This window comes from Gammaproteobacteria bacterium (assembly GCA_032250735.1).
Classification (GTDB): Bacteria; Pseudomonadota; Gammaproteobacteria; order SZUA-152; family SZUA-152; genus SZUA-152.
Genome location: JAVVEP010000021.1, coordinates 31,028 through 49,120, shown reverse-complemented (window position 1 = coordinate 49,120; position 18,093 = coordinate 31,028). Strand labels below are relative to the sequence as shown.

Here is an 18,093-nt window from a genome sequence, read left to right as displayed (position 1 = left end):
CCAATCGTGCCGACGTTTACATGCGGTTTACTGCGTTGAAATTTTTCCTTAGACATCGGCCGACCCTCTTCTTTTCGTCTGTTTCTGTTAATGACGCCTGCATTCACAGTTACGCCAAAAATAAATAATCACTTACTGCGCAAATAACAAAACCACCTACAAAAACTTCCTGCAAATTCTTGATGACTGTCTTAGATGGCTGGCTGAAACACACCCACCATTCCAATCTCATCCAAAAACAAGACTGGAGCTCATGCTCGGAATTGAACCGAGGACCTCATCCTTACCAAGGATGTGCTCTACCCCTGAGCTACATGAGCCGCTCTAACCTTGCTTGCCGGCCCCCAGGGGTACCTGCCAACGACTTGCTACTTCATAACCAACTGGAGCGGGTGATGGGGATCGAACCCACATAGTCAGCTTGGAAGGCTGAAGTTCTACCATTGAACTACACCCGCAAAGAGTCAATTTTCCAGAACCCGTTCTATGAACCAGAACCTATAAAACCATCGGTAAAAATCAGCGTCTACGCCTTTTCATACCTTAATTTGTGCTATTTTTTATACCGACTGAGACAGCCCGCAACTCTTCTGTTAATGGTGGAGGGGGGTGGATTCGAACCACCGAAGGCGGAGCCGTCAGATTTACAGTCTGATCCCTTTAGCCACTCGGGAACCCCTCCCCGAAAAGAGCGCGTAAGTCTGATTGAAACACCGCATTGTGTCAACCGCCTGGCTGGCTTATATTGCAGGTAATCACCGCGATCGCGCGATCCAGAGACATCTGATAGCCGCGACGTGGCGAGCTGTGACCCTCACCCCCCAACCAGGCCTGGAAGCGGATCCCGCCACACCGGCAACGACAGCGAGGAATACCCCATGACGGTAATCCGTCAACAAGACCTGATTACCAGCATCGCCGATGCCTGCCAGCACATTTCGTACTACCATTCCCGCGATTTTATCCAGGCCTTACACCGCGCCTATACGCGCGAAGAATCCATCGCCGCCAAAGACGCCATAGCGCAAATATTGGTGAATTCCCGCCTCTGCGCCGAGGGCCATCGCCCCATCTGCCAGGACACGGGTATCGTTGTGGTGTTTCTGAAAGTGGGCATGGGCATCTCCTGGGAAGGCAATCTATCGGTACAGGAGATGATCGACGAAGGTGTGCGCCGCGCCTACACCGATGCCGACAATCCACTGCGCGCCTCGGTGGTCAGCGACCCCGCCGGCGCACGGCAAAACACCGGCGACAATACCCCTGCCGTGGTGCACACCGAGCTTGTGCCCGGCAACCGGCTGGAGGTTATCGTGGCCGCCAAGGGCGGCGGCTCGGAGAACAAGGCCAGGTTCACCGTACTCAACCCCAGCGACAGCATCGTCGACTGGGTGCTGGACATCGTGCCCACCCTCGGCGCCGGCTGGTGCCCGCCCGGCATACTCAGCCTCGGCATCGGCGGCACCCCCGAGAAGGCGATGCTGCTGGCCAAGGAGGGCATGATGGCGCCCATCAACATCCAGCAACTCAAGGCCCGCGGCGCGCAAAGCACCGCCGAACAATTACGCCTGGAACTCTACGACAAGGTCAACGCGCTCGGCATTGGCGCCCAGGGGCTCGGCGGACTGACCACGGTGCTGGACATCAAGGTCAGCGACTACCCCACCCACGCCGCCTCCAAACCCGTGGCCCTGATCCCCAACTGCGCCGCCACCCGGCATATCCACTTTACCCTGGACGGCACCGGCCCCGCACAACTGCCTATCCCCCGACTGGCCGACTGGCCGGAGATCGCCCTCAGCGGCAGCGATCAGGCCCGCCGGGTGGATCTCGACACGCTGACCCGCAACGACATCGCCCAGTGGCAACCGGGTGAAACCCTGCTGCTGTCGGGCAAACTGTTGACCGGGCGTGACGCCGCCCATAAACGCCTCATCGACCTGCTCGACCGCGGTGAACCGCTGCCCGACGGCGTCGACCTGCGCGGCCGGTTTATCTATTACGTCGGGCCGGTGGACGCGGTACGCGACGAGGCCGTCGGCCCCGCCGGTCCCACCACCGCCACCCGGATGGACAAATTCACCGACACCATTCTGGAGAAGACCGGGCTGATCGGCATGATCGGCAAGGCCGAGCGCGGTCCTGCCGCCATTGAATCCATCAAACGTCATGGCGCCGTGTACCTTATCGCCACCGGCGGCGCCGCCTACCTGGTCTCCCGGGCGATCCGCTCGGCCAGGGTCATTGCCTTCCCGGAGCTGGGCATGGAGGCGATTCACGAATTTGTGGTCGAAGAGATGCCGGTGACCGTGGCCGTCGACACCCAGGGACATTCCGTGCATCAAACGGGGCCCGCCGAGTGGCGGGCGCACATCGCCGGGATTCCGGTGAGGGTCGTCTAGGAGACTGTGCGAGTTATTTGAAACAGAAGGGCGGCCAACCTATTATGCCTTTTCGGTCCTGGCACCGCCCGCGGCATGGGCGTGGGCGCCACCCTCGTGCGTGAGATACAGGGCCAGGCCCAGCAACGCAATACCACCCGCCAGGTACAACAGATCCAGGGGACCGGCGAATTCCATGCCGACCGCGTGCTCGAAATATTTGACGATCAGGATCATCAGGATCACCTTGGCCAGGCGTCCCTTGAGATCATCCAGGCTGTGGATAATCAACACACTGGAGGCGGTTTCAGAATCCTCCGCCTTATCGATACGGCTAATGAACAGCTCATACAGACCCAGGGCAAAAATCAGCAATACGGTACCCAGCAGATAGCCATCGACTATCTCCACCACATGGGTCACCGCCGCGCCACGAAAGGCCTCACGCGCCTCGCCCACCAACCCCGCCGAGGTATATTCAAACAAGTGGGTCACCAGAAACCAGGCATCAACGGTGGCAATGAAAAACATCACAAAGGCGATGGCCAGGCTGGAGATAACCGCAAACAACACCACGAAGCGACTACTCCAGAGGGCGCTCTCAAACCATTTTTCCAGTTCATTCATTTTTAAGGATACGTGTGAGGGTTGGGGCCTGCATTGTGACCTACGGGGATATTGTGGGTCAAAGCAAATGCGCTGCTAGTGCTGACTGATGCGGAACTGACATGGTACTGATGCGGCACTGATACAGGTGCTACAAACGCACGAAACGCCATCCCCGTTATTGGTTGAGCGATTTATCCTGTGCCTGAACGGCCTGTGCACGCGACGCCTCGGCAGCCTTGCGCGCCTGCTTGTAATCACCCTCCTGCAGGGCCTGCTCGGCACTCTGCAGCAGCGCCTCGGCCGACTGCAACTCTGCCGTGGCGCGGGTTTCGGCACCCACCTCACGCGCCGCCTCCAGTGCCTGGCGCGCATTGCTCATCTCCTGCACCGGCACGCCGGCACAGGCGGACAGGGCCAGCAAGAGCACCAGGGAAGGGATCTTCACACGGTTTTTAAGGCTTTGTTTAGTATGGGCGACAGTGCGCGCGACAGGGATCGAATTCATAGGACCAAGGCTAGCGTTTATGGACAACGGTGACGCATCAAAATTGAAAACAAGGTAGCACCAGCCCCGGATACTATCAACAAAATTACCCAGGGGCGACAATCGATACAGGCAACCGATACAATGCCCGGCAGGCACTTTGTAGAGGAGAAACCGGCATGTCGACCACCATCTATCACAACCCGCGCTGTTCCAAATCCCGCCAGACGCTGGAGCTGCTGAACACCCGCGGCGCCGAGCCCCGGGTCGTGGAATATCTTGAGACACCCCCGGATGCCGCCACCCTCGAACAGCTGCTCACCCTGCTCAAACTGGAACCCCGCGCACTGATGCGCCGGCAGGAGGCCGAATACCGGGACAACCATCTCGACGACACCACCCTCAGCCGCGAACAACTCATTGCGGCCATGGTGGCACACCCCAAACTGATCGAACGTCCCATCGTGATTACCGAGCACAACGGACAGCGCAGGGCCGCCATCGGCCGCCCGCCGGAGGCCGTACTGGATATCCTCTAGGGCTAGGCCAGCGTTCTTTGGCCACCCTGCAAATCCTCTGCAAGCTCTCCACAACCCAACACCAAGGACAACACCATGAGCGATATTCTGGTTCTCTATTACAGCCGCAAAGGCAGCACCGCCGAAATGGCCCAGCTCATCTGCCGCGGCATCGAGCAGGTGGCGGGCGCCCAGGCCAGACTCCGCACCGTGCCCCCGGTATCCACCGTCTGCGAGTCCACGGCCGACGACATCCCCGCCGAGGGCCCGCCCTATGTCATCCACGACGATCTGCGCCAGTGCAGCGGCCTGGTGCTCGGCAGCCCCACCCGCTTCGGTAATATGGCGGCGCCGCTGAAATACTTTATCGACTCCACCTCCGACCTCTGGCTCTCCGGCAGCCTGGCCGGCAAACCCGCCGCGGTCTTCACCTCCACCTCCAGTCTGCACGGGGGACAGGAGAGCACCCTGCTGAGCATGATGATCCCGCTGCTGCACCACGGCATGCTCATCACCGGCCTCCCCTATTCCGAGACCGACATCATGCACACCACCACCGGCGGCACCCCCTATGGCGCGAGTCATTTTGCCGGCGATGACAATAAACGGCCGTTAAGCGATGAAGAGAAACGCCTGTGCAAGGCGCTGGGAAAACGGGTGGCGAGTGCGGCCATCAAGCTTCAGGCCGGGTGACAGGCCCGCCACAGCGGGATGCCAACAGTGGCGAATCCAGTACGGATACTGCGAACGACGACGCGGCCCCGACGGCCCGCGCGATACCGGTCAGTCTGTTTCTTGGCTGGGCACGCTGAGCTCGCGTTTCCAGCCCAGCTTTTTCTCGATAGCGGAAATCATCATGCCGGCGATATCCTTGCCGGTGGCCGCCTCGATACCCTCCAGGCCGGGAGAGGAATTGACCTCTAACAAGAGCGGCCCGTTCCTGGAGCGGATGATGTCCACACCGGCCACTTTGAGACCGAGGGTTTTGGCGGCCTTTTTGGCCAGCTCCCGTTCCTCGGCGGTGATCTTGACGATCGAGGCGCTGCCGCCCTGATGAAGATTGGCGCGGAATTCACCGGGCGCCGCCTCCCGCTGGATCGAGGCCACCACCTTGCCGTCAATCACGAAACAGCGCAGATCCTTGCCGTTCGCCTCCTTGATAAACTCCTGCACCAGCAGATTGGCATTCAGCGCCTTAAAGGCATTGATCACACTCTCTGCCGCCTTTTTGGTTTCGGCCAGCACCACGCCCTCGCCCTGAGACCCTTCCAGCAGCTTCACGATCAGTGGCGCACCACCCACCATTTCAATCAGGTCATGGGTATCGATCGGGGAATTGGCGAAACCGGTGGTGGGTATGCTGATGCCGTGCTTGAGCATTAATTGCAGCGCGAACAGCTTGTCTCTGGATTGGGCCACCGAGGTTGAAGAATTGAGAGCATACACCCCCATGCTCTCAAACTGTCGGGTAAGGGCACAGCCGTAAAAGGTGACGCTGGGCCGAATCCGGGTAATGACCGCATCCAGATCACTGAGGATCTTGCCGCCACGGTAATGTGTCTCTGGCTCGACCGCATCTAACTTCATGTAGCACTGCTTGATATTCAGGAACACCATCTCATGCCCGCGTTCATCACCGGCCTCGAGAATACGCTGGTTACTGTACAGTTCCTGATTACTGGCAAGCAGGCCGATCTTGAGGCCGCTGCGGGTATATTCCTTTTTCCCGTAAAAATCATTCAGCTGCCGGGGGGTCGTCTCCCCGTGGCAAAATCCCACGGCAGGATCGACCAGCATGCGACCGCTCATCGCCTCCCGGCCCAGCAGCATCCTGTAACCCATGGAATCGCGGTTCGCCAGCGTCAGCTCAATCTCCCAGGCATCGCCGCCCAGGCGCATGGTGGTGCTGATGACATAGCGCGTCTCGGAGATACCGCTGGAACTCTTGACCAGTCGTTTATCCACCACCGGGCGCTCACAACGGATGACGATGCGACGGTTATTTTGCAGCGGATGCACCTCAAAACTGACCCAGGATTCACCCTCACGTCGAAAGCGCTGGATATTAAAGGCGTGCAGGGAAGAGGTTTTTGCCCCGGAATCAACCCGCGCCTTGATGGCCGGTATACCGAGACCGGGGAAGGCGCACCACTCTTCACCGCCAACAATCATTTTGGGTTTTTCTTTGCTCATAGGATTACATATCTACATGAGTGATCGTTCAATGTTAACGCTGGACATGATAGTGGCCCGCGCGCGCCCTGCAAAACAACCTTAGCCTATTTGCCGCTGAATAGCTGCGCCGGCGCCAGACTAAATCAGGTTACGCACAAACGGAATCGTCAGCTTTCTCTGCTGCACCAGGGAGGCCTCATCCAGCCGGTCCAGCAGGGCGAATAGCGATGCCATATCCCGACTGCTGCGCCGCATCAGAAACTGCGCCACCTCGTCCGACAGCTCAAACCCCCGCCGCCGGGCGCGCAATTGCAGGGCGCCCATCTTTCCCGCATCGTCCAGCCCGGCCAGCTGCAACACCGGCCCCCAGCACAGACGCGAGTGCAGATCCGGCAGTTGCACAGCCAGCGCCGAGGGCGCCACATCGGCCGTCACCAGCAGGCTGCCGCCCGCCGCCCGCACGCGGTTATAAAAATGCAACAGCGCCTCCTCCCACTCCGCCCGGGCGGCGATCACCTGCACATCATCCACGCACACCAGCGACATCTGCTCCAGCCCCTCAAAGATCTCCGTGGACAGGGTGATCAGTTCGGTCAACGGCAAATAGGCCACGCTGCGCTGATGCTCGGTGGCCGACTGACAGGCGGCCTGCAACAGATGGCTCTTTCCGGCGTTGGCGCCACCCCACAACAGCAAAAACTGCTCCGCCTCGGGGTCGCCCGCCGCCGCGCGCTGCACATGATGCACCGCCTCGGCATTTGCGCCGGTAAAATAGTTCTCAAAGGAGCGGCCATCCCGCCAGCCAAAGCGCAGGGGTATCTGTTCTGTTACCACGTAGTTATCCTAAAAAGTTACCTTAAAAAGTTACCTTAAAAAGTTACCCTGAAAAGTAATCGGAAAAATCATCCATGGGTGGGGGATAACCAACCGCATCACGTATTCGCGTAGAGCTCGCTTTGCTGATACTGCTGCTGCAGGTATCGCACCAGCACCATGATCACCGCAGCCACCGGCAGGGCCAGCATCACCCCCATAAAGCCGAACAACTGTCCGCCCGCCATCACCGCAAAAATGACCGCCACCGGGTGCAGGCCGATCTTGTCACCGACCAGTAGCGGCGTTAACAGCATGCCTTCCAGCGCCTGGCCCACACCAAACACCGCAGCGACTAACAGCAAATAGTAAAGCTCGTGAAACTGCATGAAGGCGGCGACACCCGCCAGCAGGATACCGATAATAAAGCCGAGATAGGGGACAAAGCTTACCAGCCCCGCCACCACGCCGATGATCAGCGCCAGCTCCAGACCGACCCACCACAGGCCCAGCGAATAGACAATCCCAAGCACCAGCATCACCAGCAACTGCCCGCGCAAGAAGGCGCCCAGCACCGTATCGGCATCTGTCGCCAGTCGCACCACCGTGGCCTCCCAACGGCGTGGCAACAGGCTGCGAAAACGCGCCAGCAGGAGGTCCCAGTCACGCAACAGATAGAAGGTCACCACCGGGATCAGCACCAGATTTGCCAAAACCGCCGCCAGCGCCATGCCCGACGAAGACAGCCAGGACATCACCCCCCCCGCCGCACCACCCACCTGGGACCAGTGTTGTTGCAGGCTCGACTTCACGCTCGACCAGTCCAGCGCCGAGGCATCGATACCGAAGCGTTGACTCAGCCACGGCGCCAGATTTTCCTGCGCCCAGTCGAGATAGCCGAGCACGGCCCTGGCCAGGGCAACCAGCTGTTGCTGCAGGGCGGGCAGCAGCAGCAACAGCAGCCCCGCCATGGCGGACAAGAGCAGCACAAAGATCACCGTTACCGCGGCAGCGCGCGGCATGCCTTTCGCTTCCATGCGATCCACCAGCGGATCGCCCAGATACGCCAGCAAGGCGGCGGCCAGAAACGGCGTCAGCACCGGCGCCAGCAGATACAGCAGGAAACCCAGCGTCAGTGTAACAGCGAGTAGTAACCACTTCTGCGAATCATTCAGCATTTCAGTTATTGACCTTTTTGTTGGTTATCAGCCCGCATAGCTCATGCGTTCGGGCCCTTCTGCCGCAGAATATCCAGCGCCCGCCTTCCCCAGGTCCAGATGTAGTCCAGACCACTCAGCGCGGTGGTGGCGAGCACGATATAGACCAGCGCCTCGATAATCCAGGGGGTCAGTGCAAAATCGCCGTGGTAAAAAACCACCGCCAGCACAAACACGATCTGCACAAAGGTATTCACCTTGCTGATCCGCGAGGGCTCCATGTCGAAGCGGCCCAGGCTGTAATGAAAAATCACCCCGCCGATAACGATCAGCAGATCCCGCGCCATCACCGCAATCAGCAGCCACAACGGAATCATCGCCAGCCAGGTGAGGGTGCAGAACACCGACACCAGCAGCAGCTTGTCGGCCAGCGGATCGAGGATGGAACCCAGCCGACTCTGCCAGCCATAATGCTTGGCCAGAAAACCGTCCAGGCCGTCGGACAGGCCGGCCACCGCAAACCACACCAGCGCCGCACCGAACTCCATCTGCAACAGGCTCCACACCACCGGCAGCACCAGCAACATGCGAAACACACTGATGATATTGGGAAGCTGGTTCATCTCCATGACGCTAGGAGCCTGTCGGACTATGGAAGAATCTACTGCGCTGATGGGAAATCGGCCCATTTTTCCGATCATTTTGATGAAATACGTCCTGTATTTCACCCCTTCGGGGTCGCTTGCGCGGTCCCAATCCGCTCCCGGCGGATTGGTCGTTAAATAGGCCCACTATTTTCCTCAAATGATCGAAAATATGGACTCGATTTCCCACCATGCTTGCTACGATTCCCATAGTCCGACAGCCTCCTAGCACTCTTTCAGACGGGTGTGGACGGGCACGGGCAGCATTCGGGTCATCGGGATGCTGCCGCCGCCAAAAACCACCTGAATGAGCGCCCGCCGCCACATTACGATTGAGGGACGTCACGTTCCGTTTACGGCAACAGCTGATAGGTCTGGGTATTCCTCTCCGCCCACTCCACCGGCCCGCCGGTGGCGCTCAACCGCGGCTGGTAGCGTTGCAGGACGTGGCCCAGCGCAATGGTCTGAGCGATGGCATCGGGGCCGCCCTCCACCTCCAGCTCGAAGCTCACCTGGTCGGCATCGACCCGCGTGACCTGCACATGACCGACCTGTTGCAGGGATCGCAGATACTGCGTCACCCGCGCGTAATCACCCAGGCTGCGTACTGCCACCACCGTCATCGGCAAGCGGCCCGCCAGCTCGCCCGCCACCGGGGCATAACGCGAGGCGAGCACCTCGATGGTGCCGGAGACTCCCCCATCAATCACCTCGACCGGCAACACGCCGGCGCTGGCCCAGGATTGGGTCTGCTGGCCCTCCAGCAGGGTCCACTGCGCCTGCCAGTCGCCACCGGTATTGCGGAACATGCGCCCCACCAGCACCGACTCGGTGCGATAGCGGGTGGACGCCTGCAGGATGGGATCGCGAAAACCGGCCCAGACATCGGCAAAGGAGAGGCTGCGTTGATCCTCCAGGTCCATCAGCGGCAGCAGCAGGGCCAGACCGCGCCGCCGGGCCTCGCGGGTCAGCAGCTCAGCAACGGGCTGGATGGAATCAGCGGCCAGCAGGTATCGCTGCTCGGCATCCTGCACCGCCAGCCAGGCCAGGGTGGCGGGCCGCGTCGCCCCCCACACCGGCAGCTGGTGATCGGTCAATACCCGGTCCACCGCAGTCTTATCGAAGCGGAACAGCACCAGCTGCGGATCGGCACCGGTGAGGCCCGCCGCCGCGGCCTCCTGCAGGGCCTGCTCACGTCGCTGATCCGACAGGGCACGATAGTGGTAGCGCTGCAGGAAGGCAGCCGGGCTGCGGGTCGCCTGCACCACGTCCGGCAGCTGGGCCGCATCGGGCTGGCCGCTGACCTTGACCAGCACCTCGGCCAGCGCCGCGGCCATCGCTGTGGCCCGCTCACTGCGCTGCTGGCTGAACACCTGCACCTCCGCCTCGTACAGCCCGCTGACCTCCGCCGTCAGGCCCACCGAGGGCAGCAACAACACGGCCAGCAGCCAGCGCGCTGACACCACAAGATTTATCCAACGGTCTGATTTGCACATAAAACGCACGCTATGCGAGCCACCCCGCCAAGTCAACACGCAAGGCGGCTTAACTATGACTTGAAGGTATGACCGAAGGTACGGCCGATGGTGTGATCGAAGGCATGGCCGAATGCAGCCGCCGTAGCCCGCTTAATTCACCCCTTTCATTGCAGAGCACGGAGCTTGCCGATAAAATACGCGACCCTCAAAACCCTTATTACACAGGTATCTTGCCGTGAGCCGTCCCGATGATAGCGCCAGTTCTTCCCGCCCTGAAACCGCGGGCCTAAGCTACCGCGACGCCGGGGTGGACATTGAGGCCGGCAATCGGCTGATCGACCGCATCAAACCCATCGCCAACGCCACCCGGCGGCCCGGTGTGCTGGATTCCATCGGCGGCTTCGGCGCCCTGTTCGAGATCCCCACCGACCGTTACCAACAACCCGTGCTGGTATCAGGTACCGACGGCGTCGGCACCAAGCTAAAACTGGCCACGGAGATGAACAAGCACGACACCATCGGCATCGATCTGGTGGCGATGTGCGTCAACGACCTCATCGTCGCCGGCGCCGAACCGCTGTATTTCCTCGACTATTACGCCACCGGCAAGCTCAGCCTGGACCTGGCCGAAGACGTGATCAAGGGCATTGGCGAGGGCTGCGTTCAGGCCGGCTGCGCCCTGGTCGGCGGCGAGACCGCCGAGATGCCCGGCATGTACGACGGCGGCGACTACGACCTGGCCGGCTTCTGCGTCGGCGTGGTGGAAAAGGCCAAGATCATCGACGGCAGCAAGGTGGTCGCCGGCGACGTGCTCATCGGCCTCGCCTCCAGCGGTCCGCACTCCAACGGTTATTCGCTGGTACGCAAGATCCTCGAGGTCAGCGGCGCCGATCTCAACGAGGATTTCCACGGCAAACCACTGGGCGAGACCCTGCTGACCCCGACCCGCATCTACGTCAAACCCCTGCTGGCCCTGCTGGAAAAGGTAGATGTGCACGCCCTGGCCCACATCACCGGCGGCGGCCTGCTGGAAAATCTGCCGCGGGTGATGCCCGAGGGCACCCAGGCCATCATCGACAGCAGCAGCTGGCGGCGCCCGCCGATATTCGACTGGTTGCAGCAGCACGGCCAGGTCGAGGCCAGGGAGATGTACCGCACCTTTAACTGCGGCGTCGGCATGGTGCTGTGCGTGGCCGCAGCCGATGTGGACCAGACCCTGGCCCTGCTCGGCGAACAGGGCGAAAGCGCCTCAGTGATCGGCCGCATTCAAGCGTCAACAGGCGACAGCGAGCAAGTGATCGTTAACTAAGATCTATGCTGACGTCGTCATCCAAAAGCAGTCTCATTTATAGCGCTATTAAACTCCCTCTCCCAACACTGGGAAAGGGTTGGGGTGAGGGTTCATGAAGCACACTCCGTGCAGCTCACCCCTCATCCCAACCTTCTCCCCTCGAGGGGAGAAGGGGTAAAAAAACACCCTCGCTCACACACCATGCCCAAACTCCCCATCGTCGTCCTCATCTCCGGCAGCGGCAGTAATCTGCAGGCGCTGATCAACGCCATTGCCCGGGGCGAACTGAGCGCGGAGATCCACGCCGTGATCAGCAATCGACCCGACGCCGGGGGCCTGCAACGCGCCCGCGCGGCCGGCATCCCCGCCGAGGCCCTGGACCACACCGCCTTTGAATCCCGCGCGGCCTTTGATCAGGCCCTGCAGGCGCACATCGACCGCTATGCGCCGGAGCTGGTGGTACTGGCCGGTTTCATGCGCCTGCTCAGCGACGACTTTGTGGCGCATTATTCCGGTCGCATGATCAACATCCATCCCTCGTTGTTGCCGGCCTATACCGGGCTCAACACCCACCAACGGGTGCTGGACGCAGGCGACAAACAACACGGCGCCAGCGTGCACTTCGTCACCGCCGAGCTGGATGGCGGGCCGGTGATCCTGCAGGCCACCGTCGCGGTGCAGCCGACCGATAACGCCCAGACCCTGGCGGCCCGGGTGCTGACCCAGGAGCACAGACTCTATCCGCGGGTGGTGCAATGGTTTGCCGAAGGTCGCCTGCAACTGCGCGACGGGCAGGTCTGGTTCGACGGCGCGGCGCTGAGCCAGCCACTGCAACTGGAGGCCCTGCCCGACGAGGATGGTATGGCCCGGCAAGGGGAGCCTGGGCAGTGACCCCCGCCGCCGGCTCCGCATGGCCCTCGCCCTGGTGGCAGTGGACCGTGCCCGCGCTGTGCCTGCTGGCGGCGGCCCTCATCAGCGTACTGGATCTCAATCAGGGCCTGTTTCTGTGGCTCAACCAGCTCGGTCTGGACAGTGACAGCCACCCCCTCCGCGATCGCTTCTGGGCCAGCGCCACCCTGCTGGGCGACACCCTGGCGGCCTTCTCTCTGCTGGCCCTCTTGCTGCGCAAACGGCCCGACATCGTCTGGACGGTGCTGCTCACCGCCCTGTTCACCACGCTGTGGGTACACGGCCTGAAAAACGCGCTGGATTCACTACGCCCGCTGGCGGTGCTGGGGGCGGAGCAGGTGCATGTGATCGGCGAGGCCCTCAACAAGAACTCCTTCCCCTCCGGCCACACCGCCACCGCCTTCACCCTGGCGGCGGTGATCTGCCTGCGCGGCGTACACCCGGCGCTGGCCGTCGGCGCACTGCTGCTGGCCACCCTGGCCGGGATCTCGCGCATCATGGTGGGGGCCCACTGGCCGCTGGACGTCCTCGCCGGCGCCCTGGGCGGCTGGCTGTGCGCGCTGATCGGCATACGGCTCTACGCCCGCTGGCCCGCACCGGGCCGCCCCGTGGCGCGCCTGATCATCGGCCTGATCCTGCTGGGCTGTGCGCTCAGCCTGCTGCTGATCCACGATTCCGGATACCCACTGGCAAGGCCGTTGCAACTGATCCTGGCCAGCATCAGCCTGGTTGCCATTTTCTGGGCGGGTTGGGAAATGTTTTTGGTCGCAAGACAGAAATCATCAGGGGACAGACCTTAGGTCTGTCCCCGTCGTCGATCGGCTTGGCCGCTTGCAAACCGATATCGGCTTTACTGAACCTTTTACTGAACCCTTTACTGAACTAAGGCTGCCGACAGCTGGCTATTTTGAGGCGGGGGCCTCAGCCGCTGCGGTCAAGCGCGCCAGCGCCACGCCACCCTTGCGATACAGCAACTCGTAGGGTTCCAGCTCGGGCAGATACTTGGATTTGGTCAACACGATCTCGCCCCGTTGCGGGCGGCGCGTCTCGGTCACCCGCTGGATGTAGACGCTGAAGCTGGGGGTATTCAGGTGCCAGCGCACCAGCGTGCCGCTGTCGGCATAGCCCTCCTTATTGACCAGCAAAGCCGCCTCTTTTACCGGCCCCTGATGCAGCCCGGCCACCACCGGCAGCAGGAACGCCGAGATCGACAGGGCGCTGACCACGCCGCTGATCAGCAGTTTGTCCGACAGCAGAAACCGGCGCTCTGCCATACACCACAGGGTGAACATGATCGCCGCCACAAAAAACAGCCGGTAGCCTAACGAGAAGTGGGAAGGGTATTCAGCCAGCATCTCCCGCAGGTACTGGTCCTTGATCCCGGGCAGGGCGCCGTCGATGATCTCGGGCAACAACAGCAGCACTACAAACAGCACCAGCTGCGGCATGTACAGCCACAGCCTCGCGCTCAGCCGGTCGCCCAGCCGGTTCATCCCCGCCTCGTTGATGAACAGCGCCATGACGATGAACATGCCGGTCAGTCCGTACAACACATAGTGCGGCAGCTTGGTGCCGGAGAGGGAAAAAAAGACCACCACAAACCCCAGCCACAGCAGGCCGAACAGGCCCAGCTCATCGCGCAGCAACTGCCGGGCGTTGAGCAGCGCCTTCACAAACACCGTGGTAAAGGGCAGCACTGCCACCAGCAACACCGGCAGGTAATAGAAAATGCCGCCGCCGTGCTGCTCCATGGCGCCACCGAAACGGTCGAGATTGTGTTTGAAGAAAAAGCCCTGAATAAAGGCATCCCCCTCCTTGAGGTACTGCACCACATACCAGGGCAGGGCGATGGCCAGAAAAATCAGGATGCCCAGTGGGTTGAACACCATCTTCAGCCACAGCCGCCACTGCCCTTTGACGGCAAAAAACAGCAGGCTGACCGCCAGCGGCACCAGCACGGCCACCGGGCCCTTGGTCAGAAAGCCCAGCCCGATACAGGCAAAGGCCAGCAGCAGCCAACGGCGTTCGCGCTCCCGCCAGTACAGGTAGACACAAAACAGCGCGCTGGCGATAAACAGATTCAGTAGGGCATCGGCCGTGGCCGCGCTGGCCATCACCGAGACCTCAAAGGCCGTGGCGGTGATGATCGCCGCCAGCAGGGCGCTGCGTTCATCGCGCAAGCGGCGCACAAAGGCGTACACCGCCAGCACCCACAGCGTGGCCGCCAGCGCCGAGGGCAGCCGAAAGGCGAACTCGTTGACCCCAAACACCAGCACGCTGGCCGCCTGCAACCAATAGATCAGGATCGGCTTGTCGTAGCGCGGATTGCCATCGAGATAGGTGGAGACAAAATCACCGCGCACCAGCATCTCGCGCGTAGCCTCGCTGAAGGCGCCCTCGTCCAGGTCAAACAGGGGGACGGCGTAAATGTTCAGATAAAAACTCACCGCCACGGCCAGCAGGGCCAACAGCCGCAATACAAAGTGGCTGAGCGGTATGGGCAGGATGGGGGACATGGCGTTCTCGGTGGCTTTTAGGTGGTTTAAGGCGGCGACGCGGAAGCAACCATCGCGTTAAGCTGCCGGGAATAAAATCATGTGTCATACAACGGCTCTGGGCGCGGATGTTTCAGGTGGTCGCATGAGATAGACTACGGCCTGTTCATCCCGCTCAGGACAGGCGCTACATTCTTCCATCCATGACCTCTCAACCGTGACCGACAAATCCCCACCCCCCGCAGCCACCACAGGCCGCGACCGCGCCCCGCGAAAGCACCCGCTGGTCACGGCCCTGCGCTACCTCATCGGCGCACTGCTGCTGGCGGGGCTGATCCTGGCAGTGGAACGCTGGATCGGCTGGTCGACCCTGCTGAGCCCCTGGCGGACACTGGCCCCCGGCGCCCTGGCCGCGGGCATTATACTGGTATTTTTGAGCTACAGCCTGCGTGCCCTGCGCGTCTACGACTATTTTCTGGCCGACACCCGCGGTCGGTTTGCGCTGTGCCTGCGGCTGTCCCTGCAACACAACCTGCTCAACAACCTCCTGCCCATGCGCTCCGGCGAACTGAGCTTTCCCCTGCTGATGGCCCACGGCTTCGCCATACCCGCGATGCGTTCCGTGCCCGCCCTGCTGTGGTTTCGGCTGCTGGACCTGCACACCCTCATCGCCTTTGCCCTGCTGGTGCTCGGCGAACGCTTCATCGGCCAGACCGCCGGGGCCCTGCTGGGGCTCGCCTGGATGGTCCTGCCCTGGCTGGGGTTCCAACTCTATGGCGCCTGGCAGCGACGTCTGAGACACCACCCCGGTACCATCGGAAAATTCCTGCATCAGGTGCTGGAGAGCCTGCCGCAACAGCCCCGCCTGTTCTGGCGCTCGTGGCTGTGGACCCTGCTCAACTGGGCGATCAAACTGGCGGTATTCGCCTGGATTCTCACCCTGTTTGCCGACATCCCGCTGGGCACCGCATGGATAGGCGCCACCCTGGGGGACTTCACCAGCGTATTGCCCATCCACGGCATCGCCGGTGCGGGCACCTACGAGGCCGGGGTCGTCGCCGGCCTGGCGCCGTTCGGCATCCCACCCACCACCGCCCTGCAGGCCGCCGTGAACCTGCACCTGTTCGTGCTAGGCTGCACCCTGCTGTCTGGCCTGGTGAGCCTGCTGCTGCCCGGTCAGCCCCTCCCGAAAACCACGCCCACCACGGTGACCCCGCATGAATAAGCAACCATCCTCTCATCGCCTGAAACGGCCAAGGCTATCGGTATACGGCTGCCTCGGCACCCTGCTGATCGGCCTGGGAAGCAGCCATGCCGCCGCCCTGCCCGAGCAGTTTTCCGCCACCTACGACGTCAAAAAGTCGGGCGTCACCATCGGCGAGACCCAACGCACACTCCAGCGTGAGGGCGACGCGTACCTGTTTGAATCCATTACCCGCCCGGTCGGCATCGCCAAGCTGTTTACCAGCGGACAGGTCATCGAACGCAGCCACTGGGCCTATTTCCAGGGCCAGCCACGCCCCCTGCAGTACACCCTCTTCAACAGCGGCGGCAAAAAGGATCGTCGCGTACAGCTGGATTTTGACTGGGAAAAGAATCGGGTCATCAACACCGTCGACAACCAGCCCTGGACGATGCCGCTGGAGCACGACACCTCGGACAAACTGCTGTATCAGTTGCGCATCATGCAGGACCTCTCCACCACCGCCACCACCGCCACCACCTTACGCTACCCGGTGGCCGATGGCGGCAAACTGAAATATTACGACATCGAGATCCTCGGCCAGGAACGCATCAAGACTGCGCTGGGAACTTTTGACACCGTGCGTCTGCGCTATATCAAGGGCAGTCGCAAGACCACGATGTGGTGCGCCAGGGAGCTGGCCTACCTGCCGGTGCGCATTGAACAACGCAAGGATGACGACAGCCCAGTCATCGCCGTCCTGACCTCGGTCAGGGGCCTGTAGACCTGCATACCGTGAAAACACCCTCGACCATCCACATATACCACTAGATAGCTCATAGAAAATCCGGATCCACCGCCGCATCAGGGTCGTCGAAAAATTTTACACTCCACCCTTTCTGCTCGCTTTCTATAACACAAAAACACTGTAACAGACTGATAAATATATAAAATGTATCCTCTGGCATGTTCCATGCAGTTATTACTCACCGAATTCTCGCAGTGCAGAGCAATGAGGATAGCTACCTGGTCCAACAGGACAATTAATTGTTTAACCAATGTTGTTTATTCAAGGAGAGGAAAAATGAACGTTTTCAAGAAGTGGACAATCTCTACCAGCTTTGCGCTCGCGCTAGGCGGCCTGGTACCCGGCACCGCCTCCGCCGTACCATTGGAACTGGCCCTGGTGATGGACGGCTCCGGCAGCGTTGGGGCTTCCGGCTGGTCGCTGCAGCTCGCCGGTTACCAGAACGCCTTCGCCTCCGGCACCTTCTATGACACCTATGTCGCCCCCAGCAGCTACGACAGCCTGTGGGTGCGCGCCTATCAATTTGGCACCTCCGTGGTGGAAGAGACCAACTGGTTCCAGATTACCGACAACGCCTCCGCCACCACCTTTGGCAACATGTTCACCGTGGCGAACATGTCTTACAACGGTGGCCTTACCAACACCGAAGGAGCTATACAGGTCGCCACCAATGATATCCTCACCAATGGTATTGATGGGGCAAAAACGGTGATCGACATCTCCACCGACGGCAATCCGACAACCTGTGCCGGTGTAGACCCCCATACCTCAGCAAGCTGCAATACGACCGCTGACGGGGATGCAAGACTGGCCGCCAATGCCGCGCGTGACGCCAATATCACCATCAATGCCCTGGGCGTCGGGTCCGGTATCGACCAAAACTACCTACAGGCCCTGGTGGGCATCAATCCGGCGGATACCCCCACCGGCTTCTTCCTGATGGCCAACAACTTTAACGACTTCGCTGGTGTTATCCAGACCAAGCTGGGCAGAGAGATCACTGATGTGCCGGAACCGGCCTCGCTGGCCCTGATGGGACTGGGACTGATCGGCCTGGGTGCTGCGCGCCGCAGAAAAAAGGCCGCATAATCGGCAGGACTGGTTAATACTAAACGTTCAGCCCAAAAAACTGGACGGCTAAAACCAAA

General features: G+C 61.1%; 18 protein-coding genes and 3 tRNA genes. 10 read left to right on the top strand and 11 right to left on the bottom strand.

Going from position 1 to position 18,093, the window contains the following annotated elements:
- Nucleotides 1–245: 245 nt before the first annotated feature.
- From RRB22_11885 to RRB22_11875, 3 genes are all read right to left on the bottom strand, one after another.
- Nucleotides 246–320, bottom strand: a tRNA-Thr gene (locus RRB22_11885).
- A 64-nt stretch (nt 321–384) separates the two neighbouring features.
- A tRNA-Gly gene (locus tag RRB22_11880) sits at nt 385–458 on the bottom strand.
- Between the two features lie 139 nt (nt 459–597).
- Nucleotides 598–682 (bottom strand) — tRNA-Tyr (locus RRB22_11875).
- 196 nt (nt 683–878) lie between these two features.
- On the opposite strand from RRB22_11875, the gene RRB22_11870 reads away from it, so the two are divergent.
- Nucleotides 879–2,402, top strand: coding sequence for a fumarate hydratase (locus RRB22_11870; protein ID MDT8385104.1), 1,524 nt, complete (start codon nt 879–881; stop codon nt 2,400–2,402).
- A gap of 42 nt (nt 2,403–2,444) precedes the next feature.
- Here RRB22_11870 and RRB22_11865 read toward each other — a convergent pair whose 3' ends face one another.
- Together RRB22_11865 and RRB22_11860 are read right to left on the bottom strand one after the other, a co-directional pair.
- Complete coding sequence (locus RRB22_11865) at nt 2,445–3,008, bottom strand: YqhA family protein (GenBank protein MDT8385103.1); 564 nt, start codon at nt 3,006–3,008, stop codon at nt 2,445–2,447.
- A 157-nt stretch (nt 3,009–3,165) separates the two neighbouring features.
- Complete coding sequence (locus RRB22_11860; GenBank protein MDT8385102.1) at nt 3,166–3,435, bottom strand: DUF4398 domain-containing protein; 270 nt, start codon at nt 3,433–3,435, stop codon at nt 3,166–3,168.
- A gap of 218 nt (nt 3,436–3,653) precedes the next feature.
- On the opposite strand from RRB22_11860, the gene arsC reads away from it, so the two are divergent.
- Together arsC and wrbA are read left to right on the top strand one after the other, a co-directional pair.
- A complete protein-coding gene (arsC, locus tag RRB22_11855; protein MDT8385101.1) occupies nt 3,654–4,013 on the top strand; it encodes an arsenate reductase (glutaredoxin) in 360 nt (119 codons plus the stop codon).
- Nucleotides 4,014–4,088: 75 nt separating this feature from the next.
- Nucleotides 4,089–4,685: an NAD(P)H:quinone oxidoreductase gene (gene wrbA, locus RRB22_11850; protein MDT8385100.1), complete on the top strand. Its 597-nt coding sequence runs from the start codon at nt 4,089–4,091 to the stop codon at nt 4,683–4,685.
- Between the two features lie 90 nt (nt 4,686–4,775).
- Here the strand turns inward: wrbA and rimK are convergent, their stop codons facing one another.
- The 5 genes from rimK to RRB22_11825 form a co-directional block, all read right to left on the bottom strand.
- Nucleotides 4,776–6,185, bottom strand: a complete 1,410-nt coding sequence (rimK, locus tag RRB22_11845; GenBank protein MDT8385099.1) for a 30S ribosomal protein S6--L-glutamate ligase — start codon at nt 6,183–6,185, stop codon at nt 4,776–4,778.
- A gap of 120 nt (nt 6,186–6,305) precedes the next feature.
- Nucleotides 6,306–7,001 carry a DnaA regulatory inactivator Hda gene (gene hda, locus RRB22_11840; GenBank protein MDT8385098.1) on the bottom strand — a complete coding sequence of 232 codons (696 nt, stop codon included), beginning with the start codon at nt 6,999–7,001 and terminating at the stop codon, nt 6,306–6,308.
- A gap of 98 nt (nt 7,002–7,099) precedes the next feature.
- Nucleotides 7,100–8,158 (bottom strand): AI-2E family transporter, encoded by a 1,059-nt coding sequence (locus RRB22_11835; protein ID MDT8385097.1) that lies wholly within the window; start codon nt 8,156–8,158, stop codon nt 7,100–7,102.
- Nucleotides 8,159–8,199: 41 nt separating this feature from the next.
- Complete coding sequence (locus RRB22_11830; GenBank protein ID MDT8385096.1) at nt 8,200–8,760, bottom strand: CDP-alcohol phosphatidyltransferase family protein; 561 nt, start codon at nt 8,758–8,760, stop codon at nt 8,200–8,202.
- Between the two features lie 374 nt (nt 8,761–9,134).
- Nucleotides 9,135–10,247: a DUF2066 domain-containing protein gene (locus tag RRB22_11825; protein ID MDT8385095.1), complete on the bottom strand. Its 1,113-nt coding sequence runs from the start codon at nt 10,245–10,247 to the stop codon at nt 9,135–9,137.
- 98 nt (nt 10,248–10,345) lie between these two features.
- Here RRB22_11825 and RRB22_11820 point away from each other — a divergent pair, with 98 nt between their 5' ends.
- The 4 genes from RRB22_11820 to RRB22_11805 all read left to right on the top strand — a co-directional run bounded on the left by RRB22_11820 (nt 10,346) and on the right by RRB22_11805 (nt 13,259).
- Nucleotides 10,346–10,498 carry a hypothetical protein gene (locus RRB22_11820; protein MDT8385094.1) on the top strand — a complete coding sequence of 51 codons (153 nt, stop codon included), beginning with the start codon at nt 10,346–10,348 and terminating at the stop codon, nt 10,496–10,498.
- A complete protein-coding gene (gene purM, locus RRB22_11815) occupies nt 10,495–11,568 on the top strand; it encodes a phosphoribosylformylglycinamidine cyclo-ligase (GenBank protein MDT8385093.1) in 1,074 nt (357 codons plus the stop codon). The genes RRB22_11820 and purM overlap by 4 nt, the downstream gene beginning before the upstream one ends.
- Nucleotides 11,569–11,751: 183 nt before the next feature.
- Nucleotides 11,752–12,441: a phosphoribosylglycinamide formyltransferase gene (purN, locus tag RRB22_11810; GenBank protein MDT8385092.1), complete on the top strand. Its 690-nt coding sequence runs from the start codon at nt 11,752–11,754 to the stop codon at nt 12,439–12,441.
- On the top strand, nt 12,438–13,259 hold the full coding sequence (locus RRB22_11805) for a phosphatase PAP2 family protein (GenBank protein MDT8385091.1): 822 nt from the start codon (nt 12,438–12,440) through the stop codon (nt 13,257–13,259). Before purN ends, RRB22_11805 begins: the two co-directional genes overlap by 4 nt.
- A gap of 102 nt (nt 13,260–13,361) precedes the next feature.
- On the opposite strand, the gene RRB22_11800 is transcribed toward RRB22_11805, so the two are convergent.
- Nucleotides 13,362–14,975 carry a glycosyltransferase family 39 protein gene (locus RRB22_11800; GenBank protein MDT8385090.1) on the bottom strand — a complete coding sequence of 538 codons (1,614 nt, stop codon included), beginning with the start codon at nt 14,973–14,975 and terminating at the stop codon, nt 13,362–13,364.
- 196 nt (nt 14,976–15,171) lie between these two features.
- Here RRB22_11800 and RRB22_11795 point away from each other — a divergent pair, with 196 nt between their 5' ends.
- The 3 genes from RRB22_11795 to RRB22_11785 all read left to right on the top strand — a co-directional run bounded on the left by RRB22_11795 (nt 15,172) and on the right by RRB22_11785 (nt 18,034).
- Nucleotides 15,172–16,179 carry a lysylphosphatidylglycerol synthase transmembrane domain-containing protein gene (locus RRB22_11795; GenBank protein MDT8385089.1) on the top strand — a complete coding sequence of 336 codons (1,008 nt, stop codon included), beginning with the start codon at nt 15,172–15,174 and terminating at the stop codon, nt 16,177–16,179.
- Entirely contained in the window at nt 16,172–16,921 is a 750-nt protein-coding gene (locus RRB22_11790; GenBank protein MDT8385088.1) for a DUF3108 domain-containing protein, read from the top strand. Before RRB22_11795 ends, RRB22_11790 begins: the two co-directional genes overlap by 8 nt.
- Nucleotides 16,922–17,221: 300 nt before the next feature.
- Nucleotides 17,222–18,034, top strand: a complete 813-nt coding sequence (locus tag RRB22_11785; protein ID MDT8385087.1) for a DUF1194 domain-containing protein — start codon at nt 17,222–17,224, stop codon at nt 18,032–18,034.
- The last annotated feature ends 59 nt before the right edge of the window (nt 18,035–18,093 follow it).